We start from the raw sequence: 23,338 nt of genomic DNA, 5'->3' as shown, positions 1-23,338 counted from the left end.
CCTTGTGAGTCGGGTAGCGCGTTCGCTTACCCGACCTACGGGTTGAGCAGGCCGGATAAGCGCAGCGCCATCCGGCAGTTAAACCCAGTCGCGTACTTTAAGGAACTCACTCAAGGCAGCCTCCGGGCTGCCTTCTTTTGGCTCGTAGCAGTACTCCCAGCGCACCAGCGGCGGCATCGACATCAGAATCGACTCCGTGCGCCCGCCGGTCTGCAGGCCAAACAGCGTCCCGCGATCCCATACCAGGTTGAACTCCACGTAGCGCCCGCGACGGTAGAGCTGGAACTCGCGCTCGCGCACGCCATAGCTGGTGTCTTTACGGCGTTCGACGATGGGCAGGTACGCGTCGGTATAGCCTTCGCCCACCGCGCGCATAAAGCTGAATGCGGTATCAAAATCAGGCGTGTTGAGATCGTCAAAGAACAGCCCGCCGATGCCGCGCTGCTCGTCGCGGTGCTTCAGGTAAAAGTAGTCATCGCACCACTTTTTAAATTTCGGGTAAATGTCTTCGCCAAACGGCAGGCAAAGATCCCGCGCGGTGGTGTGCCAGTGCACGGCATCCTCTTCGAAGCCGTAGTAGGGCGTCATGTCGAAACCGCCGCCAAACCACCAGACCGGATCGGCCCCCGCTTTTTCCGCAATGAAAAAGCGCACGTTGGCATGGCTGGTCGGCACAAACGGATTGTGCGGATGCACCACCAGCGAAACGCCCATCGCTTCGAAGCTGCGGCCCGCAAGCTCGGGACGATGTGCCGTCGCAGACGCGGGCATCGCGTCGCCATGAACGTGGGAAAAATTCACGCCCGCCTGTTCGAAGATGCCGCCGTTACGCAGCACCCGGCTACGCCCGCCGCCGCCGGCTTCGCGCTGCCAGTTGTCTTCCTGAAATTCTCCGCCGTCAGCGGCGGCCAGTTTCTGGCAAATCTCATCCTGTAACTGCAGCAGGAAGGTTTTGACCAGTTGAGCATTGGGTTTCATCAGCGTTTCCTGGAGTGCGCTTTTTGGTTATCAAACCAGTTGAAGTAACTGATAATGCCGGAGGCGATGGCGTTGGCGATCTTCTGACGAAACGCCGTAGTGCCGAGGAGTCGCTCCTCTTCCGGGTTGGTAATGAACGAGGTTTCCACCAGCACGGACGGGATAGACGGTGATTTCAACACCACAAACGCCGCCTGTTCGGTGCTCCTGCTGTGCAGGCGATGCACTGGCTTAATCTTCTTCAGGATGTGCGAGCCGAGCGTCAGGCTGTTTTTGATCGTATCCGTCTGCACGAGGTCGAACAGCACCTGCTGTAGCAGGTGGTCTTTGTCGGTGGCTTTTTTCCCGGCGACTTCATCCGCCCGGTTTTCGCGGTCGGAGAGGTATTTTGCCATGGCGCTACTGGCGCCGCGGTTGGACAGCGCAAACACCGAGGCACCGGCGGCAGACGGGTTGGTAAAGCCGTCCGCGTGAATCGACATAAACAGATCCGCCCCGTGCTGGTGGGCGATCTCTACGCGATCGTACAGCGGAATAAAGGTGTCGCCAGAGCGCGTCAGACGCGCGTCAATGCCGTTGCTGCGTAGAATCGCCCGCACATTTTTTGCAATCGCCAGCACGACGTGTTTTTCTTTCGACCCGTTTTTGCCGATGGCGCCGGTATCAATACCGCCGTGGCCCGGGTCGAGCATCACCAGGCGCTTTGCGCCCGGCTTTTTGGTTTTCGGTTTGCTGTGTCCGTTACTGGTTTTAAGCGTGCTCTCGTCTTTTGCCTGAGCCTGCTTTGCGATGCCCGTTAACGTTAAGGCCGCCAGCCCCGCTTTGAGAACCTGACGACGCGATGTGAGTGCTTTTAATGGTTTGAATGTGCTCATGCGGCCTGAATACTAAAAAAAGGGGTCCTGGTGTTATATCGTATCGCGTTTAGCGTTACGACAGTCCTTATTGAGAATTGTTTTACTTTTCATTTCAATACGTGACAAAGTGACATTATGCCAAATTTTGGCGAGATTTTCCCCGGTTATTGGCTAAAGGCGTGGTTCGCGCCATAATCACTGTTTTTAAACCCGAAAAGGCGGTTAATACCATGGAGATACGCGTTTTTCGCCAGGAAGATTTCGAAGAGGTGATCACCCTTTGGGAGCGCTGCGATCTGCTGCGTCCGTGGAACGATCCGGAAATGGATATCGAACGTAAGGTGAATCACGACGTCAGTCTGTTTCTGGTTGCGGAAGTCAATGGCGAGGTTGTGGGGACGGTGATGGGCGGTTATGACGGCCATCGCGGCTCGGCCTATTATCTGGGCGTCCATCCGGAATACCGTGGTCGCGGTATTGCCAATGCGCTGCTCAACCGGCTCGAGAAGAAGCTGATCGCCCGCGGCTGTCCGAAAATCCAGATCATGGTGCGGGAAGATAACGACGTGGTGCTGGGCATGTATGAACGCCTGGGCTATGTACACGCTGACGTGCTGAATTTAGGAAAGCGTCTCATCGAAGATGAAGAGTACTGAGATCCATCCGGCAGACTATGACGCTCAGGGGCGCGTCAGGCTGCCCTTTTTATTCTGGTGCGTTCTGCTGCTTCAGGCCCGCACCTGGGTGCTGTTTGTAATGGCCGCCGCATCGCGCGGGCAGGGCGACACGCTGCTAAATCTCTTTTATCCCGATCACGATGCCTTCTGGCTCGGCTTGCTGCCGGGCATACCGGCGGTGGTGGCTTTCTTGTGCAGCGGTCGGCGGGACGTAATCCCGCGCTTGTGGCGCGCGCTTCGCGGGCTGCTGATCCTTGCCCAAATTGCGCTGCTCTTCTGGCAGCCGGTACTCTGGTGGTACGGTGAACCGCTGACGGGCATCGGCGTTGCGCTGGTGGTTGCCGATATCGTGGCGCTGATGTGGCTAGTGACCAACCCGCGCCTTCGCGCCTGTTTTGTGCCTCAGGATGATTAATCCGGCACTTTTTGCCGATGTCGCACTCCAACAAGCGTTGATTTAACACGTAAGGACGTTTCAATGAAATCGCTGCGTTTACTCTTATGCGCTCTTCCGCTGGCATTGACCGGCTGTTCGACGCTCTCCTCCATTAACTGGTCTGCCGCGTATCCGTGGAACTGGTTTGGCTCATCAACGGAAGTGACCGAGCAGGGCGTGGGTAAAATTACCGCCGCGACGGCGCTGGATCAGAATGCTATTCAGGATGCGCTCAGCAGTGACTACCGCCTGCGCAGCGGCATGAAAACAGAGAATGGCAATATTGTTCGCTATTACGAGGCGCTGAAGGGCGACAAGCTGGCGCTGGTGATCAACGGTGACAAAGGCACGGTAAACCGGATCGCGGTGATGGATGAAGATATTCCGACCGCCAGCGGCGTGAAGGTCGGAACGCCGTTTAGCGATCTTTATAAGCAGGCCTTTGGCAACTGCACCAGCGTGCCATCCGACGATGAAGTGGCGGTGGAGTGTAAGGCGGAAGGCAGCCAGCACATCAGCTATGTTTTTACCGGCACCTGGAGCGGCCCGGAAGGGTTGATGCCGTCTGACGACACCCTGAAGAGCTGGAAGGTGACCAAAATACTCTGGAAGCAGTAATTTGCGTCTGAACAAACCGCCTCGCTGAAATCCGGGTATAATACCCGCCATCAATGCCACGCTGACGTGGCATCTTTATTTCAGGAGGAGCGATGTCTCAGGTTCAGAGTGGCATTTTGCCAGAACATTGCCGCGCGGCGATTTGGATTGAAGCCAATGTCAAAGGGGACGTGGATGCCCTGCGTGCGGCCAGCAAAGCGTTTATTGATAAACTGGCGACCTTCCAGGCCAAATTCCCGGAAGCCCACCTCGGCGCCGTTGTTGCGTTTGGCAATAACGTCTGGCGTCATCTGAGCGGCGGTGAAGGGGCAGAAGAGCTGAAGGACTTCATTCCTTACGGCAAAGGCCTTGCACCTGCGACCCAGTACGACGTGCTGATCCACATCCTTTCTCTGCGTCACGACGTGAACTTCTCCGTTGCCCAGGCGGCGGTGGCGGCCTTTGGCGACAGCATCGAGGTGCAGGAAGAAGTTCACGGTTTCCGCTGGGTAGAAGAGCGCGATCTGAGCGGCTTCGTCGACGGAACCGAAAACCCGGCGGGTGAAGAGACGCGTCGTGAAGTCGCGGTAATCAAAGACGGCGTGGACGCGGGCGGAAGCTACGTGTTCGTGCAGCGCTGGGAGCATAACCTCAAGCAGCTTAACCGCATGAGCGTGCATGACCAGGAGATGATGATTGGCCGCACCAAAGAAGCTAACGAAGAGATCGACGGCGATGACCGTCCGGTCACCTCGCACCTGAGCCGCGTTGACCTCAAAGAAGACGGCAAAGGGCTGAAGATTGTCCGCCAGAGCCTGCCGTACGGTACCGCAAGCGGCACGCACGGCCTCTACTTCTGCGCCTACTGCGCGCGCCTGCATAACATTGAACAGCAGCTGCTGAGCATGTTCGGCGATACCGACGGCAAGCGCGACGCCATGCTGCGCTTCACCAAACCGGTGACCGGCGGCTACTACTTCGCGCCGTCCGTCGAGCGTCTGCTGGCGCTGTAAACCGCTTTCCATACGTAGGCCGGGTAAGCGTTAGCGCCACCCGGCAATTTTCCCCGCGCCTCTTATTCCCTTTTCTGCTTCTAAATCACCAAACGGTATATAAAACCGTTACTCCTTTCATCACCGTTATAAATATTATGACTATAAGATAGTCATCACATTTATAAGGGTGCGCAATGGCCGTTACTGTACTGAAAAAAGGAACTCTGGCGCTGGCAGGTTTACTGCTGGTGGCACAGGCGCAGGCGACTGAACTGTTGAACAGTTCGTATGACGTCTCCCGCGAGCTGTTTGCCGCCCTTAATCCCCCGTTCGAACAGCAGTGGGCGAAAGACAATAACGGCGATAAGCTGACCATCAAGCAGTCCCACGCCGGGTCGTCCAAGCAGGCGCTGGCCATTCTTCAGGGACTGAAAGCGGACGTCGTGACCTACAACCAGGTGACTGACGTGCAGATCCTGCACGACAAAGGCAAGCTCATCCCGGCGGACTGGCAGAGCCGTCTGCCGAACAATAGCTCGCCGTTCTACTCCACCATGGGTTTCCTGGTGCGCAAGGGCAATCCGAAGAATATCCACGACTGGAGCGATCTGGTGCGTTCCGACGTGAAGCTGATTTTCCCGAACCCAAAAACCTCCGGTAACGCGCGTTACACCTATTTAGCGGCGTGGGGCGCGGCGGACAAGGCTGACGGTAACGATAAAGCCAAAACCGAGCAGTTCATGACCCAGTTCCTGAAAAACGTCGAAGTGTTTGATACCGGCGGCCGCGGAGCGACCACGACCTTCGCAGAGCGCGGCCTGGGCGATGTGCTGATCAGCTTTGAGTCGGAAGTGAACAACATCCGCAAGCAGTATGAAGCGCAGGGCTTTGAGGTGGTTATCCCGAAAACCAACATTCTGGCCGAATTCCCGGTCGCATGGGTGGATAAAAACGTGCAGGCGAACGGTACCGAGAAAGCGGCAAAAGCCTATCTCAACTACCTGTACAGCCCTCAGGCGCAGGCCATCATTACCGATTACTACTACCGCGTAAACAATCCGGACGTGATGAACAAGCTGAAAGATAAGTTCCCGCAGACCGCGCTGTTCCGCGTGGAAGACCATTTCGGCTCCTGGCCAGATGTGATGAAAACGCATTTTGCCAGCGGCGGTGAGTTAGACAAACTGCTGGCGGCGGGGCATAAGTAATGTTTGCAGTCTCGACCAAACGCGTGCTGCCGGGCTTTACCCTAAGCCTCGGAACCAGCCTGCTGTTCGTCTGCCTGATTCTGCTGTTGCCGCTCAGCGCGCTGGTGATGCAGCTTGCGCAGATGAGCTGGGCGCAGTACTGGGACGTGATCACCAACCCGCAGGTGGTGGCGGCCTATAAGGTGACGCTGCTGTCGGCGTTTGTCGCCTCCATTTTTAACGGCGTGTTTGGCCTGCTGATGGCGTGGATTTTGACCCGCTATCGCTTCCCGGGCCGCACGCTGCTTGACGCCCTGATGGATCTGCCGTTTGCGCTGCCGACGGCGGTCGCGGGCTTAACCCTCGCGTCGCTCTTCTCCGTGAACGGGCTGTACGGCGAGTGGCTGGCGAAATTTGACATCAAGGTGACCTACACCTGGCTTGGTATCGCGGTGGCGATGGCCTTTACCAGCATCCCGTTTGTGGTGCGTACCGTGCAGCCGGTGCTGGAAGAGTTAGGTCCGGAATACGAAGAAGCGGCGGAAACGCTGGGCGCCACGCGCTGGCAGAGCTTCCGCAAAGTGGTGCTGCCGGAGCTGTCTCCGGCGCTGATGGCGGGCGTCGCGCTGTCGTTTACCCGCAGCCTCGGCGAGTTCGGTGCGGTGATATTTATCGCCGGGAACATCGCCTGGAAAACTGAAGTGACCTCGCTGATGATTTTCATTCGCCTGCAGGAGTTTGATTATCCGGCGGCGAGCGCGATCGCTTCGGTGATCCTCGCGGCATCGCTGCTGCTGCTGTACTCGATTAACACTCTGCAAAGTCGCTTTGGTCGACGTGTGGTAGGTCACTGATGGCGGAAGTTACGCAATTGAAGCGATACGATGCGCCCCGCATCAACTGGGGTAAATGGTTTCTGATTGGGGCGGGCGTGCTGGTTTCCGCCCTCATTCTCGTCGTGCCGACGATTTATATCTTCGTTCAGGCGTTCAGCAAGGGCCTGATGCCCGCGCTGGAAAACCTGGCGAACCCGGATATGCTGCACGCCATCTGGCTGACCGTGCTGATTGCCCTGATCACCGTTCCGGTGAACCTGGTGTTCGGTACCCTGCTGGCGTGGCTGGTGACGCGCTTTAATTTCCCGGGACGTCAGCTGCTGCTAACCCTGCTGGATATTCCGTTTGCCGTGTCGCCGGTGGTGGCGGGCCTGGTATACCTGCTCTTTTATGGCTCCAACGGCCCGCTGGGCGGCTGGCTGGATGCGCATAACCTGCAGATCATGTTCGCCTGGCCGGGCATGGTGCTGGTCACCATCTTCGTGACCTGTCCGTTTGTGGTGCGCGAGCTGGTGCCGGTGATGTTAAGCCAGGGGAGCAACGAAGACGAAGCGGCGGTGCTGCTGGGGGCTTCCGGTTGGCAGATGTTCCGCCGCGTGACCCTGCCGAACATCCGCTGGGCGCTGCTTTATGGCGTGGTGCTGACCAATGCCCGCGCGATTGGTGAATTCGGTGCCGTTTCCGTCGTCTCTGGCTCCATTCGGGGTGAAACCCTGTCGCTGCCGCTGCAGATTGAACTCCTGCAGCAGGACTACAACACCATCGGCGCCTTTACTGCCGCAGCGTTGCTGACGCTGATGGCGATTTTGACCCTGTTTTTGAAGAGTGTGGTGCAGTGGCGTTTAGAAAATCAGGAAAAACGTCAGCATCAGGAGGGAAATCATGAGCATTGAGATTGCCAATATTAAGAAGTCTTTTGGTCGCACCCAGGTGCTGAATGATATCTCGCTGGATATCCCTTCCGGACAAATGGTGGCGCTGCTGGGGCCGTCTGGCTCGGGCAAAACCACGCTGTTGCGCATTATCGCCGGGCTTGAGCACCAGACCAGCGGGCACATCCGCTTCCACGGCACCGACGTGAGCCGCCTGCACGCCCGCGATCGTAAGGTGGGCTTTGTGTTTCAGCATTACGCGCTGTTCCGCCACATGACCGTGTTCGACAACATTGCGTTTGGCCTGACCGTGCTGCCGCGTCGTGAGCGCCCGGATGCGGCAACCATAAAGGCGAAAGTGACCAAACTGCTGGAGATGGTGCAGCTGGCGCATCTGGCGGACCGTTTCCCGGCCCAGCTGTCCGGCGGGCAGAAACAGCGCGTGGCGCTGGCGCGCGCGCTGGCCGTTGAGCCGCAAATTCTGCTGCTGGACGAACCCTTCGGCGCGCTGGATGCGCAGGTGCGTAAAGAGCTGCGCCGCTGGCTGCGTCAGCTTCATGAAGAGCTGAAATTCACCAGCGTCTTCGTGACCCACGACCAGGAAGAGGCGATGGAAGTCGCGGATCGCGTGGTGGTCATGAGTCAGGGCAACATTGAGCAGGTTGACGAGCCGGAGCAGCTCTGGCGTGAACCGGCGACCCGCTTCGTGCTGGAGTTTATGGGCGAGGTGAACCGCCTGCAGGGCACCATTCGCGGCGGTCAGTTCCACGTTGGCGCGCACCGCTGGCCGCTGGGCTATACCTCCGCGCACCAGGGCCCGGTCGATCTGTTCCTGCGTCCGTGGGAAGTGGACGTGAGCCGTCGAACCAGTCTGGACTCACCGCTGCCGGTACAGGTGCTGGAAGCGAGCCCTAAAGGGCACTACACCCAACTGGTGGTTCAGCCGCTGGGCTGGTATACCGAGCCGCTGACCGTGGTCATGCGCGACGACGTCCCGCCGCATCGGGGAGAGCGCCTGTTTGTCGGTCTTCAGCATGCCCGTATTTATCACGGCAAGGAACGCATCGAGACGCGCGAGGATATTGCTCTGGCGGAGTCAGCCTGATAGGTTATTAGGATGTTTATCGCCCGGTGGCGCTGCGCTGACCGGGCCTACAGCTAAAACTGCGTCTTGTAGGCCGGGATCGCTGCGCGCAACCCGGCTTTTTTATTGAGTAAAAATCGTGAAAACACTCGAACATACCATCGGCAATACCCCTCTGGTCAAACTTCAGCGCATGGGGCCGGATAACGGCAGCGAAATCTGGGTCAAACTCGAAGGCAATAACCCGGCGGGGTCGGTGAAAGATCGGGCCGCACTGTCGATGATCGTCCAGGCTGAAAAGCGCGGCGAGATTAAGCCGGGCGACGTGCTGATTGAAGCCACCAGCGGCAACACCGGTATCGCCCTGGCGATGATTGCGGCGCTGAAAGGCTATCGCATGAAGCTGCTGATGCCGGACAATATGAGTCAAGAGCGTCGCGCCGCGATGCGTGCCTACGGAGCCGAGCTGATTCTGGTGACCAAAGAGCAGGGGATGGAAGGCGCGCGCGACCTGGCGTTAGAAATGGCCGAGCGCGGCGAAGGTAAACTGCTCGATCAGTTTAACAACCCGGACAACCCTTACGCGCACTACACCACCACCGGCCCGGAAATCTGGCAGCAAACCGACGGGCGCATTACCCATTTTGTCTCCAGCATGGGCACCACGGGAACCATTACCGGCGTATCCCGTTTTCTGCGCGAGCAGGCGAAAACCGTCACCGTCGTTGGCCTGCAGCCGGAAGAGGGGAGCAGCATTCCGGGCATTCGCCGCTGGCCTGCGGAGTATATGCCGGGCATTTTTAATGCACAGCTTGTGGACCAGGTGCTGGATCTTCACCAGCGCGAGGCGGAAAATACCATGCGTGAGCTGGCCGTGCGCGAAGGTATCTTCTGTGGCGTCAGCTCGGGCGGCGCGGTAGCGGGTGCGATTCGGGTGGCGCAGGCAAACCCGGGTGCAGTAGTGGTGGCGATTATTTGCGATCGCGGCGATCGCTATCTCTCTACCGGCGTCTTTGGAGAAGAGAGTTATTCGCAGGGGGCGGGGATTTAAGCGTCATGGAGATGATTCTATTCCGGGATAATACCCGGGCGCAGCAAACCGATATTGTCGCGGTGCAGTCGCAGGTGGTGTACGGCAGCGTGGGGAACAGCATTGCGGTACCGAATATTCGTACCCACAGGCTGAACGTCACCGCCGTACCGACGGTACTGTTCAGCAACACGCCACACTATGACACCTTCTACGGCGGCGTGATCCCCGATGAGTGGTTCAGCGGCTACCTTAAGGCGCTGGAAGAGCGAGAGATCCTGCGCGAGCTTAAGGCGGTCACCACCGGCTATATGGGCAGCGCCAGCCAGATCGTCCTGCTGGCGCAGTGGCTGAAGGCGGTCAAAGCGCAGCATCCTGACCTGCTGGTACTGGTCGATCCGGTTATCGGCGATATCGACAGCGGGATGTACGTGAAGCCTGAGATCCCCGAAGCGTATCGGGAGCACCTGCTGCCGCTGGCGCAGGGGATCACGCCCAATGTCTACGAGCTGGAAGTGTTAAGCGGCAAGCCGTGCCGCACGCCGGAAAGCGCCATCGCGGCGGCACAGGGACTGCTCTCAGACAGCCTGAAATGGGTGGCGATCACCAGTGCGCCGGTTGCCGACGATCCGCAAAACATCCACGTGGTGCTGGTCTCACGCGAGGGCGTCACCGTCAGCGCGCATCCGCGCGTAGAGACCGATCTGAAAGGGACGGGCGACCTGTTCTGTTCAGAGCTGGTGAGCGGCATTGTTGAGGGGAAAACCGTTGCCGATGCCATTCGCATGGCCGGCGATCGGGTGACTGACGTCATGCTGTATACCCAGTCGAAAGGCTACGACGAGCTTATCCTCCCGGCATAAACAAAAATGGCGCCCGAAGGCGCCATTTTTCTGTGCGGCAAGAATTACTTCTTGATGCGGATAACCGGGGTTTCACCCACGGTGACGCTGCCAGACAGTTTGATCAGTTCTTTGATTTCGTCCATGTTGGAGATAACAACCGGTGTCAGGGTAGACTTGGCTTTTTCTTCCAGCAGTGGCAGATCGAATTCAATCACCGGGTCGCCAACTTTCACACGCTGGCCTTCTTCCGCGATACGTTTGAAGCCTTCGCCTTTCAGTTCAACGGTGTCGATACCGAAGTGAACGAACAGTTCGATACCGCTATCAGATTCGATAGAGAACGCATGGTTGGTTTCAAAAATTTTACCGATGGTGCCGTCAACTGGAGCAACCATTTTGTTGCCAGTTGGTTTGATAGCAATGCCATCACCAACGATTTTCTCAGCAAACACTACATCCGGCACGTCTTCGATGTTGACGATCTCGCCGGAGAGCGGAGCAACAATCTCAATAGTTCCGGAGTCTTTCTTATCATCAGAAACCAGAGATTTCAGTTTATCGAACAAACCCATGATCTTCTCCTAAGCAGTAATTTGGGCCGCATCTCGTGGATTAGCAGATTGTTTTTTCTTCAATGAACTTGTTAACCAGCGTCATTAACTCGTCCGTTGTCGGTTGAGCAAGAGCCTGCTCTGCTAACACCTTCGCATCTTCGAAGTTCGTGTTACGGATAATCTTCTTAATGCGCGGGATGGAAATGGCGCTCATAGAGAATTCGTCCAGACCCATACCCAGCAACAGAAGTGTAGCACGTTCGTCGCCTGCAAGCTCACCACACATGCCAGTCCATTTACCTTCTGCATGAGAAGCATCAATAACTTGCTTGATCAAGTTCAGTACGGACGGTGACATTGGCTGGTAGAGATGTGAAATCATATCATTACCACGGTCAACTGCCAGGGTGTACTGCGTTAAATCATTGGTGCCGATACTAAAGAAATCAACTTCTTTGGCTAAATGACGCGCAATGGTCGCCGCCGCAGGTGTTTCCACCATCACGCCGATCTCGATTGACTCGTCAAATGCTTTACCTTCGTCGCGCAGTTCCTGCTTGTAGATTTCGATCTCTTTCTTCAGTGCACGCACTTCTTCAACAGAGATGATCATTGGGAACATGATGCGCAGCTTACCGAACGCGGAGGCACGCAGGATTGCGCGAACCTGGTCACGCAGGATCTCTTTACGATCCATCGCAATACGCACGGCACGCCAGCCCAGGAACGGGTTCTCTTCTTTCGGGAAGTTCATGTACGGCAGCTCTTTGTCGCCACCGATGTCCATGGTACGGACGATAACCGCCTGAGAGCCACAGGCTTCAGCAACGGCTTTATACGCAGCAAACTGCTCTTCTTCCGTTGGCAGCGCGTCGCGGTCCATGAACAGGAATTCTGTACGATAGAGACCAACACCTTCCGCACCGTTGCGCTCAGCGCCATCAACGTCGCGGACGGTACCGATGTTTGCGCACACTTCTACCTGATGGCCGTCCAGAGTGATGGCTGGCAGGTCTTTCAGCTTAGCGAGTTCCGCTTTTTCAGTCGCAACCTGCTCCTGAACCGCGCGCAGTTTTTCGATCTCTTCGTTAGTTGGGTTGACGTAAACCAGATTGTTTACGGCATCCAGAATCAGATAATCGCCGTTTTTCACCTGAGAGGTGACGCTTCCGGTACCCACGATGGCAGGCAGTTCCAGAGAACGCGCCATGATAGAGGTGTGGGAGGTACGGCCGCCCGCATCGGTGATGAAACCGAGGACCTTTTTCAGGTTCAGCTGTGCGGTTTCAGATGGGGTGAGGTCAGCGGCAACCAGGATCACTTCATCCTGAATCGCGCTCAGGTCGATAATGGCCAGACCCAGGATGTTGCGCAGCAGGCGCTTACCGATGTCACGTACGTCAGCCGCACGCTCTTTCAGGTATTCATCATCCAGTTCTTCCAGGGCAGTTGCCTGACCTTCGATAACTTCATGCGCAGCCGCGTCGGCCGTCATGCCTTTATCTTTAATCAGGGCTATGATTTCCTGCTCCAGCTCCTCATCTTCGAGCAGCATGATGTGCCCTTCGAAGATGGCTTCTTTTTCTTCACCGAAAGTTTCGCCAGCTTTAGTTTTGATTGCTTCCAGTTGCGCAGATGCCTTGGCACGACCGCTCAGAAAACGTTCAACTTCCTGATCAACCTTGTCGGCAGAAATTTTTTTCCGGTCGATGACGATCTCGTCTTCTTTCAGCAGCAGTGCTTTGCCGAAAGCGATACCCGGGGATGCTAAAATGCCTGAAATCATAACCCTACCTTACTTGTGACTGATATTTAAAAGAACCCGGAAACTTACTCGAGCTCAGCCATCAGTTTTACCAGATGCTCAACTGCTTTCTGCTCGTCTTCACCTTCCGCAGAGATGGTGACTACGGTGCCCTGAGTCAGGCCCAGAGTCTGCAGTTTGAACAGGCTTTTTGCGCTGGCGCTTTTGCCGTTGGAAGTCACAGTGATTTCAGAAGTGAAGCCTTTCGCTTCTTTAACAAACTGAGCAGCAGGGCGGGTGTGCAGACCGTTCGGAGCGGTAATGGTAACTTCTTGCTGGAACATTGTATTTCCCCAACTTATAGGTTTAGTGTTGTGGAACTAAAGTCTAGCCTGGCGACTGAACTTTAGCCTGTATTGTTAGCGCTGACGTTTCGATCGTCATTAAACATTATGCAGCGAAAGCAAGACTTGAACCAAATCATAAAATCGATTCAGCAAGGCTATTTCGTTCGCTGATTAATTTCACGCATCAAAATAATTGCTGGTTTAAATACCAGACCCAACGGGGTGAAGCAATGCCAGGAGGGGCAAAAGTTTGAAGCAGGCCACAAAAAAGCACCTGAAAAGGTGCTTTTTTACGCGTTATTAACATAGTGGCACTACTGTTGCAGCTCTTTTTCAGTGAACAGATCGGCAAACAGTGCGGTGCTCAAGTAACGCTCACCCGAGGAAGGAAGGATAACCACAATATTCTTATTGGTAAAGGCCTCATCTTCCTGAAGTTTAAGCGCTGCCGCAACGGCCGCACCGGAAGAGATACCTGCCAGAATGCCTTCTTCATCCATCAGGCGACGCGCGGTAGAGATGGCTTCTTCGTTCGTGATAGTGACCACTTTATCAATCAGCTTCAGATCCAGGTTGCCCGGAATGAAGCCTGCGCCAATCCCCTGAATTTTGTGCGGGCCGGGTTTGAGCTCTTCCCCCGCCAGGGCCTGGGTGATAACCGGTGAATCAGTCGGCTCAACGGCAACGGTGATCAGCTCTTTTTTACCTTTGGTGCCTTTAATATAGCGTGACACGCCGGTCAGCGTGCCGCCGGTACCTACGCCGGAGATAAAGACGTCAACCTGGCCGTCGGTATCTTCCCAGATTTCCGGGCCGGTGGTCTTCTCGTGAATTTCCGGGTTAGCCGGGTTGCTGAACTGCTGCAGCAGCAGGTATTTCGCCGGATCGCTGGCCACAATCTCTTCGGCTTTCTGAATGGCACCCTTCATGCCCTTCGCGCCTTCGGTCAGCACCAGGTTCGCGCCCAGCGCTTTAAGCAGCTTACGACGCTCGATGCTCATGGTTTCAGGCATGGTCAGCGTCAGCTTGTAGCCGCGCGCGGCAGCAACATAGGCCAGAGCGATCCCGGTATTGCCGCTGGTCGGTTCCACCAGCTCAACGCCCGGCTTCAGTACGCCACGTTTTTCAGCATCCCAAATCATGTTTGCACCGATACGGCATTTTACGCTGAAGCTCGGGTTACGTGATTCGACCTTCGCCAGGATGCGTCCATTACCGATACGGTTCAGTCGAACCAGGGGCGTATGACCGATAGTCAGCGAGTTGTCTTCATAAATCTTACTCATGGCCTGTCCTTAACTGTATGAAATTGGGATACCGACCCAGCATACCTGCTAAGCAGGTAGGGGGAAGTAAGGAATTCGCATATCTATATACTGCAAGGAAATAATGGGGATCAGTATGGAATAAGGGGCGGCATAAGCCACCCCTGCTTTACACATTTTTGCATTATTTCCATAACGCGTGCTTAGCACGGTAGCAGTCGACCCACATGGCGGTCGCGCCGCAAACGGCAACCGGCATGATGAACAGATTCAGGAACGGAATCATAGTGAACAGGCTGATCAGCGCGCCAAACTGCATATTGGCGATCTTCTGGCTGCGCAGGGCGGTGCGCATCTCTTTAAACGGCACCTTGTGGTTATCGAACGGATAGTCGCAGTACTGGATGGCCAGCATCCAGGCGCTGAACAGGAACCACAGCACCGGTGCCACCGTCTGGCCAATGCCGGGCACAAAATAGAGGATAAGCAGCACAACCGCGCGGGGCAGGTACCAGGCAAACTTCTGCCATTCACGCTTCATAATGCGAGGGAGGTCTTTCATGATCCCCAGGATGCCCGTGTCCGGCGGTGTTGCGCCGGTAAGGCGCGCTTCCAGCTGTTCCGCCAGCAAACCGTTAAACGGCGCGGCTATCCAGTTGGCAATCGTCGAGAAGAAGTAGCCAAATACCAGCAAAACGGAGATCACCGCCACCGGCCAGAGCAGGTAGTTAAGCCATTGCAGCCAGTCCGGCACGTAGCTCATCAGCGATGGGATCCAGCTTTCCAGTTTTGTGAACAGCCACCAGAACGCGCCGCCCATCAGAATAATGTTGATCAACAGCGGCAGAATGACGAAGCGTCGAATACCCGGCAGAGAGACCAGTTTCCAGCCCTGAGAAAAATACCAGACGCCGCTGCGCGGGGGAGAAGAAGATGTTGAAACCATAGCCAGGCTGTACTCCTTTTTACACAACCAGTGGAATTGCCCGCCTATATTATCCACTTACGGACCAATGACCAGTTCGGAAATGTTCGAAAAACCAGCAAAAAGCACGATTTCCTTCATCTTTATGCTGTGAATGCTCTGCACACACTTGCACTTGACGTAAACGGCAAATACTCTTAGTGAGTAAATGTTTGCCGTGGTGGCAAGGTGTTAGAACAACAGAGAATATAATGATGCAGGATTTGCGTCTGATATTAATCATTGTTGGCGCGATCGCCATAATCGCTTTACTGGTACATGGTTTCTGGACCAGCCGTAAAGAGCGTTCCTCGATGTTTCGCGATCGCCCACTGAAGCGCATGAAGTCCAGTCGTGACGACGATGACAGTGAAGATGACATCGATGGAAGCGACGATGACGGCGTGGGTGAAGTTCGTGTTCATCGGGTCAATACTGCGCCCGGCGTAGGCCATGGGGAGCATGAAGCACCTCGTCCTTCGCAGCACCAGTATCAACCGCCGTATGCTTCTGCACAGCCGCGCCAGCCAGCGCCGCAGCCTGTGGAAGAACCGGTGCGCCAGCCGCCGCAACAGCCTGTGTATCAGCAGCCTGCTGCGCCACAGCCGGTTCAACAGCAACCCGTGCAGCAGCCTGTGCAACAGCAGCCTGCGCAACCGGTACATCAACCGCAGCAGCCTGTTCATGTTCAACCTGCGCCGCAGCCCGCTCCGGCCCCGCACGTTGAGCCTGAGCCCGTTGTAGAGCCAGAGCCGGTTGTTGAAAAACCGCAGCGTAAAGAAGCGGTGATCATCATGAACGTGGCCGCCCATCACGGCAGCCATCTGAACGGTGACGTACTGCTGAACAGTATTCAACAGGCCGGCTTCAAGTTTGGTGATATGAATATCTTCCATCGTCACCTGAGCCCGGACGGTAGCGGCCCGGCGCTATTTAGCCTGGCCAATATGGTTAACCCTGGCACATTCGACCCAGAAATGACGGGCGATTTCGTGACGCCGGGTGTCACTATCTTTATGCAGGTGCCGTCCTACGGCGACGAACTGCAAAACTTTAAGCTGATGCTGCAATCCGCTCAGCACATCGCTGACGAAGTGGGTGGTGTGGTGCTCGACGATCAGCGTCGCATGATGACCCCGCAGAAGCTGCGTGAGTATCAGGACCGCATCCGCGAAGTTAAGGAAGCCAACGCGTAACCGACGCGTTATCTTCAACTCCTCCTCAACCCCCGCATGTCGGGGGTTTTTCTCATTGATGGTGTGATATGGACTCAATCGAACAACAACTCACTGAACTGCGAACCACGCTTCGCCATCATGAATATCTCTATCATGTTATGGACGCGCCGGAAGTCCCGGATGCGGAGTATGACCGTCTGATGCGCGAGCTGCGCGAATTAGAGGCGCAGCATCCTGAACTCATTACACCGGATTCCCCCACCCAGCGCGTCGGCGCTGAGCCGCTGGGCGCTTTCAGCCAGGTGCGTCATGAAGTACCGATGCTTTCGCTGGATAACGTCTTCGATGAAGAGAGCTTTCTCGCGTTTAACAAGCGCGTGCAGGATCGCCTGAAAAGCAGCGACGCTCTCACCTGGTGCTGCGAACTGAAGCTGGATGGCCTGGCGGTCAGTCTTCTCTATGAAAACGGCGTGCTGGTGCGTGCCGCGACGCGTGGCGACGGTACGACGGGCGAAGACATCACTACCAACGTGCGTACCATCCGCGCGATCCCGCTGAAGCTGCAGGGTGACAATATTCCTGCACGTCTGGAAGTGCGCGGCGAGGTGTTTCTGCCCCAGGCGGGCTTCGAGAAAATTAACGAAGAGGCACGTCGCACCGGCGGTAAGGTGTTTGCTAACCCGCGTAACGCGGCGGCGGGCTCGCTGCGCCAGCTTGATCCGCGCATCACCGCGAAGCGACCGCTTACGTTCTTCTGCTACGGCGTCGGTATTCTGGAGGGCGGCGAGCTGCCGGATACCCATCTCGGGCGTCTGCTGCAGTTTAAGGCGTGGGGCCTGCCGGTGAGCAACCGCGTTCAGCTCTGCAACTCGCCGGAAGCGGTGCTGGCGTTCTACCACAAGGTGGAAGCGGACCGTCCGACGCTCGGCTTTGATATTGATGGCGTGGTCATCAAGGTGAACTCGCTGGCGCTGCAGGAGCAGCTGGGCTTTGTGGCGCGCGCGCCGCGCTGGGCGGTGGCGTTTAAGTTTCCGGCCCAGGAACAGATGACCTTTGTGCGTGACGTGGAGTTCCAGGTAGGTCGTACGGGGGCGATTACGCCGGTCGCCCGTCTGGAGCCCGTGCAGGTGGCGGGTGTGCTGGTGAGTAATGCCACGCTGCATAATGCCGATGAGATCGAACGCCTTGGTCTGCGTATCGGTGACAAAGTGGTAATTCGCCGCGCGGGAGACGTGATCCCGCAGGTGGTTAACGTCGTTGAGTCAGAGCGTCCTGACGATACGCGCGAAGTTGTCTTCCCGACCCATTGTCCGGTGTGCGGCTCGGACGTTGAGCGCGTAGAAGGTGAAGCGGTGGCGCGCTGTACGGGCGGCTTAATCTGTGGCGCGCAGCGTAAAGAGTCGCTAAAGCACTTCGTCTCCCGTCGCGCAATGGACGTTGACGGCATGGGCGACAAGATTATCGATCAGCTGGTTGAGAAAGAGTACGTCCACACGCCAGCGGATCTCTTCAGGCTGACCGCAGGTAAACTAACCGGTCTGGATCGCATGGGGCCAAAGTCAGCCCAGAACGTGGTTAACGCCCTGGAAGCGGCTAAAGAGACCACCTTCGCCCGTTTCCTTTATGCGCTCGGCATTCGTGAAGTGGGTGAAGCGACGGCAGCAGGGCTGGCGGCGTACTTTGGTACGCTGGAGGCGCTGGAAAACGCGAGCATCGACGAACTGCAGAAAGTCCCGGATGTCGGCATCGTCGTTGCCACGCACGTCTTTAACTTCTTTGCTGAAGAGAGCAACCGCGAGGTCATCGGCCAACTGCTGGCAGAGGGCATCAAATGGCCTGCGCCGGTCGTCGTCAACGCCGAAGAGATCGACAGCCCGTTCGCCGGTAAAACGGTAGTGCTGACCGGCAGCCTGAGCCAGCTATCCCGTGATGATGCAAAGGCACGTCTGGTGGCGCTGGGAGCCAAAGTGGCGGGCAGCGTGTCGAAGAAAACCGACCTGGTGATCGCCGGGGAGGCCGCCGGTTCGAAGCTGGCGAAAGCCCAGGAGCTCGGCATTGAGGTTATCGACGAAGCGGAAATGATGCGTCTGTTAGGAGAGTAACGTGGAGAAAGAGCAGCTCGTTGAGATCGCCAATACGGAGATGCCGTTCGGTAAATACAAGGGCCGCAGGCTGATTGATTTGCCGGAGGAGTATCTGCTGTGGTTTGCCCGTAAGGATGAATTCCCGGCAGGGCGACTGGGCGAGCTGATGGCTATCACGTTACTGATCAAAACCGAGGGGCTGACCCAGCTGGTGCAGCCCCTGAAACGTCCTTAAGCCTTCGCGGCGCGGGTCCCTTCCTGCGTCAGTTTTTCCGTCTGGCGCTTGTAGCGACGCGCCAGCACCGCGCAGACCATCAGCTGGATCTGATGGAAAATCATTAGCGGCAGTACCATCATTCCAATCACCGAGGTCGGGAACAGAATGTTGGCCATCGGGATACCGTTTGCCAGGCTCTTCTTCGAACCGCAGAACACAATCGTAATTTCATCCGCTTTGTTGAAGCCGCACTTGCGTGCCACAAAGACGTTTACTGCAATGACAATTGCCAGCAGGATGAGGCTGAACACCACGATAAAGAGCAGCGAACCAGCGCCCACCTTATGCCAGATCCCGTTCACGACCGCTTCGCTGAAGGCGGAATAGACCACCAGCAGGATCGACGACTGGTCGGTTTTTGAAATCCATTTCTTGTGCTTTGCCACAAATGCGCCCGTCCACGGACGCGAGAGATGCCCCAGCACAAACGGCAGCAGCAGCTGCAAACAGATTTTGCCGACTTGCTCAAGGTTACCTTCCGCGCCGTGCATGTTCATCAGCAGGCCCACCAGCAGCGGGGAGACGAAAATCCCCAGCAGGCTGGATGCCGATGCCGAGCAGACGGCGGCCGCAACGTTCCCTCCCGCCAGAGAGGTAAAGGCAATGGCGGATTGCACGGTAGCCGGCAGAATACAGAGATACAGAAAACCGGTATAAAGCGCCGGGTCGACGTTAACCGGTGCCCACCAGGCAAACAGCACGCCGAGGATCGGGAAGAGAATGAACGTGCTGCACATCACCCAGAGATGCAGCCGCCAGTGGCCCCCCCCTGCGATAATCGCTTCACGGGACAGCTTCGCGCCGTGCATAAAAAACAGCAGTGCAATGGCGGCCGTCGTCAGCCCTTCAAAGAACGGAACGAACCCGCCGCGAGCGGGAAAGAACGAGGCCAGTAAAACGGTAACGACCAGGGTGAGCGTAAACGGATCAACAATACGAAATAGTTTCATAATGACTCCTGAAAACAGATGTCGCTATTGTGCTTTTTTCCATTTGAGAAATAAAATTGATTTATTGCATCCATTCATGAATTAAACAGATGAATTTTTCCTTACGCCAGCTCCGCATTTTCGTTACCGTCGCCAATGCCCGCAGCTTTAGCCGGGCAGGGGAGATGATTGGCCTGAGCCAGTCGGCGGTCAGCCACAGCGTGAAAGAACTGGAAAATCAGACCGGCGTCCGGTTGCTTGACCGCACCACGCGCGAAGTGGTATTGACCGAAGCCGGGCAGCAGCTTGCTCTGCGCCTTGAACGGCTGCTGGATGAGCTGAACAGCACGCTCAGAGACGTGGGTAGGCTGGGGCAGCAGCTTTCGGGTACCGTGCGGGTCGCGGCTAGCCAGACGATATCTGCACACCTTATCCCGCAGTGTATTGCCGAGGGGAACCATCGCTACCCGGACATTGACTTTGTGCTGCATGACCGGCCACAGCAGTGGGTACTGGAGAGCATCCGCCAGGGGGATGTCGATTTTGGTATTGTTATCGATCCCGGCCAGGTGAGCGATCTGGAGTGCGAAAGCGTACTTTCGGAGCCCTTTTTGCTGCTCTGCCGTGACGATGATCCGCTGGCCGCGTTGCCTGACGTCAGGTGGCAGTCACTGCAGGGCGCAAACCTGGTTTTACAAGATTATGCCTCGGGCAGCCGCCCGCTGATTGATTCCGCACTGATGAATCAGGGGGTAAAGGCAGCGATCGTGCAGGAGATTGGTCACCCGGCAACGCTGTTTCCCATGGTGGAAGCCGGGATCGGCATCAGCGTGTTGCCCGCCCTGGCGCTTCCCCTGCCTCAGGGAAGTCGACTGGCCGTGAAGCGGTTGACGCCCGTTGTCGAACGAAAGCTAATGCTGGTGCGGCGAAAAAATCGTTCACTCTCGGGGGCGGCGCAGGCTATCTGGGAAGTGGTGCGTATCCAGGCACAGCGATTGACCGAGGCCCGCATACGCGATCCACTGTTTAACGCTTCAGAAGATTAGATGTAGATATCAATCTGATTATTGTCTGTTGGGCTATTCACACCTTCCACTTTGCCCAATTTTTGATCCTGCTTTTTCTGGGCCTCTTCGGCCTGCTGGCGCTGCAGTGCGGCGAGCTGCGCCTGCAGCACTTTGATCTGGGTCTGAATCAGTTCCTGCTGCTTTTTCTTCTCTTCCGTGCTGCCGGGACTGTTCGCCAGCTCGTTTAACTGCTGAGTCAGCTTTTGGATTTTGTCGAGAATGCGGGTGATTTGCGCAGAGATATCGTTACCGCCAGAAGCCCCATTCCCGCCACTGCTGGTTTGAATAGGTTGGGTTGATGCCTGAATGGTCGTCATATTTTTTCCTCGCGTTATAAAACAGAGGTATCGGCACCGGCGGGATTAGCTTGAGGAAAATGGGGCAGGTTCACATTTTTTATATCGCAGATAGCAAAAAAGCGCCTTTAGGGCGCTTTTTTACATTGGTGGGTCGTGCAGGATTCGAACCTGCGACCAATTGATTAAAAGTCAACTGCTCTACCAACTGAGCTAACGACCCGAAATGGTGGGCGATGACGGGCTCGAACCGCCGACCCCCTCCGTGTAAAGGAGATGCTCTACCAACTGAGCTAATCGCCCATTTCGGAACTGCTGCGATAAGGTGAGAATGGTGGGCGATGACGGGCTCGAACCGCCGACCCCCTCCGTGTAAAGGAGATGCTCTACCAACTGAGCTAATCGCCCAATCTCAATCCTTATCTACACTGCGAGTCTACCGAAGTAGATGGTGGGTGATGACGGGCTCGAACCGCCGACCCCCTCCGTGTAAAGGAGATGCTCTACCAACTGAGCTAATCACCCCCGCTGTGTGGAGTCGCATTATAGGGAGAGTTGAAAATGAGTCAACGCATTTTCTAAAGTTTTTATTCGTTCGTCGTAAAATTAAGCAAAACGATCGCGAAACGGGCAGTGGCGCATGATTTCTAAACAAAAATCGCAAACTCGGGCCCGATTCAGGGAACAACATTGAGGAATCGCCGCACAGTGATAGAATATTGCCCATTGTTTTTTCCCCAGGATTTGCCGATTGCCGGCATCTTTATAACGTAAGGCCATTTCATGAAAATCAAAACTCGCTTCGCGCCGAGCCCGACAGGCTATCTGCACGTCGGTGGTGCACGTACCGCTCTCTATTCCTGGCTTTTCGCACGCCACAACAAAGGTGAGTTCGTGCTGCGTATTGAAGACACCGATCTTGAGCGCTCCACGCCAGAAGCAATTGAAGCCATTATGGATGGGATGAACTGGCTGAACCTGGAATGGGATGAAGGTCCCTACTTCCAGACCAAACGCTTTGACCGCTATAACGCCGTCATTGATGAGATGCTGGTCGCGGGCACGGCGTATAAGTGCTACTGCTCCAAAGAGCGTCTGGATGCGCTGCGTGAAGAGCAGATGGCGAACGGTGAAAAGCCGCGTTATGACGGCCGCTGCCGCCACGACCACAGCGAGCATGCTGCAGATGAGCCTTGCGTTGTGCGTTTTGCTAACCCGCAAGAGGGGTCTGTGATCTTTGACGATCAGATCCGTGGCCCGATCGAATTCAGCAACCAGGAGCTCGACGATCTGATCATCCGTCGTACCGATGGTTCTCCAACCTACAACTTCTGCGTCGTGGTTGACGACTGGGATATGGAAATTACCCACGTTGTGCGCGGTGAAGACCATATCAACAACACGCCACGTCAGATCAACATCCTGAAGGCGCTGAACGCCCCTGTGCCTGTCTATGCCCACGTCTCCATGATCAACGGCGACGACGGGAAAAAGCTGTCTAAACGTCACGGTGCGGTGAGCGTGATGCAGTATCGCGACGACGGCTATCTGCCAGAAGCGCTGCTGAACTATCTGGTGCGTCTGGGCTGGGCTCACGGTGACCAGGAGATCTTCAGCCGCGAAGAGATGATCGAACTGTTCTCTCTGAGCTCTGTCAGCAAATCCGCCAGCGCGTTCAACACCGACAAGCTCCTGTGGCTGAACCATCACTACATCAATACCATGCCGCCAGAATATGTGGCGACGTATCTGCAGTGGCACATTGAGCAGGCAAATATTGATACCCGCACAGGCCCTGAGCTGGCGGATCTGGTGAAACTGCTCGGCGAGCGCTGCAAAACGCTGAAAGAGATTGCTGAAAGCTGCCGCTACTTCTATGAAGAGTTTGATGCGTTTGATGCGGACGCCGCGAAGAAACACCTTCGCCCGGTTGCGCGTCAGCCGCTGGAAGTGGTGCGTGACAAGCTGGCTGCCATTACCGAGTGGACCGCAGAGAATGTGCATCACGCCATTCAGGCGACGGCGGACGAGCTGGAAGTCGGCATGGGTAAAGTCGGTATGCCACTGCGCGTTGCGGTGACCGGTGCGGGTCAGTCTCCGGCGCTGGACGTAACGGTTCATGCTATCGGCAAATCACGCAGCGTAGCGCGCATTAACAAGGCTCTGGACTTTATCGCTGAACGAGAAAATCAGCAGTAATAACGTCTCAGAGAAAACAAACGGCAGGGGAACCTGCCGT

At 56.2% G+C, this 23,338-nt stretch carries 24 protein-coding genes and 4 tRNA genes; 15 read left to right on the top strand and 13 right to left on the bottom strand.

What is annotated here, in order from left to right; genetic code table 11:
- Positions 1–78: 78 nt before the first annotated feature.
- Both hemF and amiA read right to left on the bottom strand, forming a co-directional pair.
- Positions 79–978 (bottom strand): oxygen-dependent coproporphyrinogen oxidase, encoded by a 900-nt coding sequence (gene hemF, locus ACEPLT_RS16290; protein ID WP_023344644.1) that lies wholly within the window; start codon positions 976–978, stop codon positions 79–81.
- Positions 978–1,853 (bottom strand): N-acetylmuramoyl-L-alanine amidase AmiA, encoded by an 876-nt coding sequence (gene amiA, locus ACEPLT_RS16285; protein ID WP_008501615.1) that lies wholly within the window; start codon positions 1,851–1,853, stop codon positions 978–980. Before amiA ends, hemF begins: the two co-directional genes overlap by 1 nt.
- A 212-nt stretch (positions 1,854–2,065) precedes the next feature.
- Between amiA and ACEPLT_RS16280 the strand changes: the two genes are divergently transcribed.
- The 10 genes from ACEPLT_RS16280 (at position 2,066) to pdxK (ending at position 10,412) form a co-directional block, all read left to right on the top strand.
- Positions 2,066–2,491 carry a GNAT family acetyltransferase gene (locus ACEPLT_RS16280; RefSeq protein WP_008501614.1) on the top strand — a complete coding sequence of 142 codons (426 nt, stop codon included), beginning with the start codon at positions 2,066–2,068 and terminating at the stop codon, positions 2,489–2,491.
- Positions 2,478–2,927 (top strand): DUF2919 domain-containing protein, encoded by a 450-nt coding sequence (locus tag ACEPLT_RS16275; protein ID WP_032675294.1) that lies wholly within the window; start codon positions 2,478–2,480, stop codon positions 2,925–2,927. Before ACEPLT_RS16280 ends, ACEPLT_RS16275 begins: the two co-directional genes overlap by 14 nt.
- Before the next feature lie 63 nt (positions 2,928–2,990).
- Positions 2,991–3,566 carry an RpoE-regulated lipoprotein gene (locus ACEPLT_RS16270; protein WP_232929045.1) on the top strand — a complete coding sequence of 192 codons (576 nt, stop codon included), beginning with the start codon at positions 2,991–2,993 and terminating at the stop codon, positions 3,564–3,566.
- Positions 3,567–3,658: 92 nt separating this feature from the next.
- Positions 3,659–4,558: a Dyp-type peroxidase gene (locus ACEPLT_RS16265; RefSeq protein ID WP_232929047.1), complete on the top strand. Its 900-nt coding sequence runs from the start codon at positions 3,659–3,661 to the stop codon at positions 4,556–4,558.
- 176 nt (positions 4,559–4,734) lie between these two features.
- On the top strand, positions 4,735–5,748 hold the full coding sequence (locus ACEPLT_RS16260; protein WP_008501610.1) for a sulfate ABC transporter substrate-binding protein: 1,014 nt from the start codon (positions 4,735–4,737) through the stop codon (positions 5,746–5,748).
- Positions 5,748–6,581: a sulfate/thiosulfate ABC transporter permease CysT gene (gene cysT, locus ACEPLT_RS16255; RefSeq protein WP_008501609.1), complete on the top strand. Its 834-nt coding sequence runs from the start codon at positions 5,748–5,750 to the stop codon at positions 6,579–6,581. The genes ACEPLT_RS16260 and cysT overlap by 1 nt, the downstream gene beginning before the upstream one ends.
- Positions 6,581–7,456 carry a sulfate/thiosulfate ABC transporter permease CysW gene (gene cysW / locus ACEPLT_RS16250; protein WP_008501608.1) on the top strand — a complete coding sequence of 292 codons (876 nt, stop codon included), beginning with the start codon at positions 6,581–6,583 and terminating at the stop codon, positions 7,454–7,456. The genes cysT and cysW overlap by 1 nt, the downstream gene beginning before the upstream one ends.
- Positions 7,446–8,540 (top strand): sulfate/thiosulfate ABC transporter ATP-binding protein CysA, encoded by a 1,095-nt coding sequence (gene cysA, locus ACEPLT_RS16245; protein WP_008501607.1) that lies wholly within the window; start codon positions 7,446–7,448, stop codon positions 8,538–8,540. The genes cysW and cysA overlap by 11 nt, the downstream gene beginning before the upstream one ends.
- Positions 8,541–8,658: 118 nt before the next feature.
- Positions 8,659–9,570: a cysteine synthase CysM gene (gene cysM, locus ACEPLT_RS16240; RefSeq protein WP_063616505.1), complete on the top strand. Its 912-nt coding sequence runs from the start codon at positions 8,659–8,661 to the stop codon at positions 9,568–9,570.
- 5 nt (positions 9,571–9,575) lie between these two features.
- Complete coding sequence (gene pdxK, locus ACEPLT_RS16235; RefSeq protein ID WP_008501605.1) at positions 9,576–10,412, top strand: pyridoxine/pyridoxal/pyridoxamine kinase; 837 nt, start codon at positions 9,576–9,578, stop codon at positions 10,410–10,412.
- A 44-nt stretch (positions 10,413–10,456) separates the two neighbouring features.
- Here pdxK and crr read toward each other — a convergent pair whose 3' ends face one another.
- From crr to cysZ, 5 genes are all read right to left on the bottom strand, one after another.
- The gene (gene crr, locus ACEPLT_RS16230) at positions 10,457–10,966 is read right to left on the bottom strand and encodes a PTS glucose transporter subunit IIA (RefSeq protein WP_003861316.1); all 510 of its coding nucleotides are present in this window, start codon (positions 10,964–10,966) and stop codon (positions 10,457–10,459) included.
- Positions 10,967–11,006: 40 nt separating this feature from the next.
- Positions 11,007–12,734: a phosphoenolpyruvate-protein phosphotransferase PtsI gene (ptsI, locus tag ACEPLT_RS16225; RefSeq protein WP_008501604.1), complete on the bottom strand. Its 1,728-nt coding sequence runs from the start codon at positions 12,732–12,734 to the stop codon at positions 11,007–11,009.
- Positions 12,735–12,778: 44 nt separating this feature from the next.
- Positions 12,779–13,036 carry a phosphocarrier protein Hpr gene (gene ptsH / locus ACEPLT_RS16220; protein WP_000487600.1) on the bottom strand — a complete coding sequence of 86 codons (258 nt, stop codon included), beginning with the start codon at positions 13,034–13,036 and terminating at the stop codon, positions 12,779–12,781.
- Between the two features lie 317 nt (positions 13,037–13,353).
- Positions 13,354–14,325, bottom strand: a complete 972-nt coding sequence (gene cysK, locus ACEPLT_RS16215; RefSeq protein ID WP_008501603.1) for a cysteine synthase A — start codon at positions 14,323–14,325, stop codon at positions 13,354–13,356.
- A gap of 163 nt (positions 14,326–14,488) precedes the next feature.
- Entirely contained in the window at positions 14,489–15,250 is a 762-nt protein-coding gene (cysZ, locus tag ACEPLT_RS16210) for a sulfate transporter CysZ (protein ID WP_063616503.1), read from the bottom strand.
- Between the two features lie 230 nt (positions 15,251–15,480).
- Here cysZ and zipA point away from each other — a divergent pair, with 230 nt between their 5' ends.
- The 3 genes from zipA (at position 15,481) to ACEPLT_RS16195 (ending at position 18,765) form a co-directional block, all read left to right on the top strand.
- A complete protein-coding gene (gene zipA / locus ACEPLT_RS16205) occupies positions 15,481–16,464 on the top strand; it encodes a cell division protein ZipA (protein ID WP_021241791.1) in 984 nt (327 codons plus the stop codon).
- A 68-nt stretch (positions 16,465–16,532) separates the two neighbouring features.
- On the top strand, positions 16,533–18,548 hold the full coding sequence (gene ligA / locus ACEPLT_RS16200; RefSeq protein WP_063616501.1) for an NAD-dependent DNA ligase LigA: 2,016 nt from the start codon (positions 16,533–16,535) through the stop codon (positions 18,546–18,548).
- A 1-nt stretch (position 18,549) separates the two neighbouring features.
- Positions 18,550–18,765 carry a DUF3820 family protein gene (locus ACEPLT_RS16195; protein ID WP_003861328.1) on the top strand — a complete coding sequence of 72 codons (216 nt, stop codon included), beginning with the start codon at positions 18,550–18,552 and terminating at the stop codon, positions 18,763–18,765.
- Here the strand turns inward: ACEPLT_RS16195 and ACEPLT_RS16190 are convergent.
- A complete protein-coding gene (locus tag ACEPLT_RS16190) occupies positions 18,762–19,757 on the bottom strand; it encodes a bile acid:sodium symporter family protein (RefSeq protein WP_232929049.1) in 996 nt (331 codons plus the stop codon). The two genes, ACEPLT_RS16195 and ACEPLT_RS16190, sit on opposite strands and share 4 nt — an antisense overlap.
- Before the next feature lie 89 nt (positions 19,758–19,846).
- On the opposite strand from ACEPLT_RS16190, the gene ACEPLT_RS16185 reads away from it, so the two are divergent.
- A complete protein-coding gene (locus tag ACEPLT_RS16185; RefSeq protein WP_039024776.1) occupies positions 19,847–20,782 on the top strand; it encodes a LysR family transcriptional regulator in 936 nt (311 codons plus the stop codon).
- Here ACEPLT_RS16185 and ACEPLT_RS16180 read toward each other — a convergent pair.
- The 5 genes from ACEPLT_RS16180 to ACEPLT_RS16160 form a co-directional block, all read right to left on the bottom strand.
- Positions 20,779–21,120 carry a FlxA-like family protein gene (locus ACEPLT_RS16180; protein WP_039024777.1) on the bottom strand — a complete coding sequence of 114 codons (342 nt, stop codon included), beginning with the start codon at positions 21,118–21,120 and terminating at the stop codon, positions 20,779–20,781. The two genes, ACEPLT_RS16185 and ACEPLT_RS16180, sit on opposite strands and share 4 nt — an antisense overlap.
- A 126-nt stretch (positions 21,121–21,246) precedes the next feature.
- Positions 21,247–21,322, bottom strand: a tRNA-Lys gene (locus ACEPLT_RS16175).
- 4 nt (positions 21,323–21,326) lie between these two features.
- Positions 21,327–21,402: transfer RNA gene (locus ACEPLT_RS16170), tRNA-Val, on the bottom strand.
- 29 nt (positions 21,403–21,431) lie between these two features.
- Positions 21,432–21,507 (bottom strand) — tRNA-Val (locus ACEPLT_RS16165).
- Positions 21,508–21,548: 41 nt separating this feature from the next.
- A tRNA-Val gene (locus ACEPLT_RS16160) sits at positions 21,549–21,624 on the bottom strand.
- Between the two features lie 258 nt (positions 21,625–21,882).
- On the opposite strand from ACEPLT_RS16160, the gene gltX reads away from it, so the two are divergent.
- On the top strand, positions 21,883–23,298 hold the full coding sequence (gene gltX / locus ACEPLT_RS16155) for a glutamate--tRNA ligase (protein WP_023294239.1): 1,416 nt from the start codon (positions 21,883–21,885) through the stop codon (positions 23,296–23,298).
- The last annotated feature ends 40 nt before the right edge of the window (positions 23,299–23,338 follow it).

This window comes from Enterobacter sp. fkY84-1 (assembly GCF_052974705.1).
This window is presented reverse-complemented; position numbering and strand designations above follow the sequence as displayed.

Coding starts and splice junctions, on each gene's coding strand:
- gltX (WP_023294239.1), top strand. CDS start 21,883: ATGAAAATCAAAACTCGCTTCGCGCCGAGCCCGACAGGCTATCTGCAC.
- cysA (WP_008501607.1), top strand. CDS start 7,446: ATGAGCATTGAGATTGCCAATATTAAGAAGTCTTTTGGTCGCACCCAG.
- ACEPLT_RS16280 (WP_008501614.1), top strand. CDS start 2,066: ATGGAGATACGCGTTTTTCGCCAGGAAGATTTCGAAGAGGTGATCACC.
- pdxK (WP_008501605.1), top strand. CDS start 9,576: ATGGAGATGATTCTATTCCGGGATAATACCCGGGCGCAGCAAACCGAT.
- ptsH (WP_000487600.1), bottom strand. CDS start 13,036: ATGTTCCAGCAAGAAGTTACCATTACCGCTCCGAACGGTCTGCACACC.
- ACEPLT_RS16260 (WP_008501610.1), top strand. CDS start 4,735: ATGGCCGTTACTGTACTGAAAAAAGGAACTCTGGCGCTGGCAGGTTTA.
- crr (WP_003861316.1), bottom strand. CDS start 10,966: ATGGGTTTGTTCGATAAACTGAAATCTCTGGTTTCTGATGATAAGAAA.
- cysT (WP_008501609.1), top strand. CDS start 5,748: ATGTTTGCAGTCTCGACCAAACGCGTGCTGCCGGGCTTTACCCTAAGC.
- ACEPLT_RS16270 (WP_232929045.1), top strand. CDS start 2,991: ATGAAATCGCTGCGTTTACTCTTATGCGCTCTTCCGCTGGCATTGACC.
- hemF (WP_023344644.1), bottom strand. CDS start 978: ATGAAACCCAATGCTCAACTGGTCAAAACCTTCCTGCTGCAGTTACAG.
- ACEPLT_RS16180 (WP_039024777.1), bottom strand. CDS start 21,120: ATGACGACCATTCAGGCATCAACCCAACCTATTCAAACCAGCAGTGGC.
- cysZ (WP_063616503.1), bottom strand. CDS start 15,250: ATGGTTTCAACATCTTCTTCTCCCCCGCGCAGCGGCGTCTGGTATTTT.
- ACEPLT_RS16190 (WP_232929049.1), bottom strand. CDS start 19,757: ATGAAACTATTTCGTATTGTTGATCCGTTTACGCTCACCCTGGTCGTT.
- zipA (WP_021241791.1), top strand. CDS start 15,481: ATGATGCAGGATTTGCGTCTGATATTAATCATTGTTGGCGCGATCGCC.
- ACEPLT_RS16265 (WP_232929047.1), top strand. CDS start 3,659: ATGTCTCAGGTTCAGAGTGGCATTTTGCCAGAACATTGCCGCGCGGCG.
- amiA (WP_008501615.1), bottom strand. CDS start 1,853: ATGAGCACATTCAAACCATTAAAAGCACTCACATCGCGTCGTCAGGTT.
- ACEPLT_RS16185 (WP_039024776.1), top strand. CDS start 19,847: ATGAATTTTTCCTTACGCCAGCTCCGCATTTTCGTTACCGTCGCCAAT.
- cysK (WP_008501603.1), bottom strand. CDS start 14,325: ATGAGTAAGATTTATGAAGACAACTCGCTGACTATCGGTCATACGCCC.
- ptsI (WP_008501604.1), bottom strand. CDS start 12,734: ATGATTTCAGGCATTTTAGCATCCCCGGGTATCGCTTTCGGCAAAGCA.
- ligA (WP_063616501.1), top strand. CDS start 16,533: ATGGACTCAATCGAACAACAACTCACTGAACTGCGAACCACGCTTCGC.
- ACEPLT_RS16275 (WP_032675294.1), top strand. CDS start 2,478: ATGAAGAGTACTGAGATCCATCCGGCAGACTATGACGCTCAGGGGCGC.
- cysW (WP_008501608.1), top strand. CDS start 6,581: ATGGCGGAAGTTACGCAATTGAAGCGATACGATGCGCCCCGCATCAAC.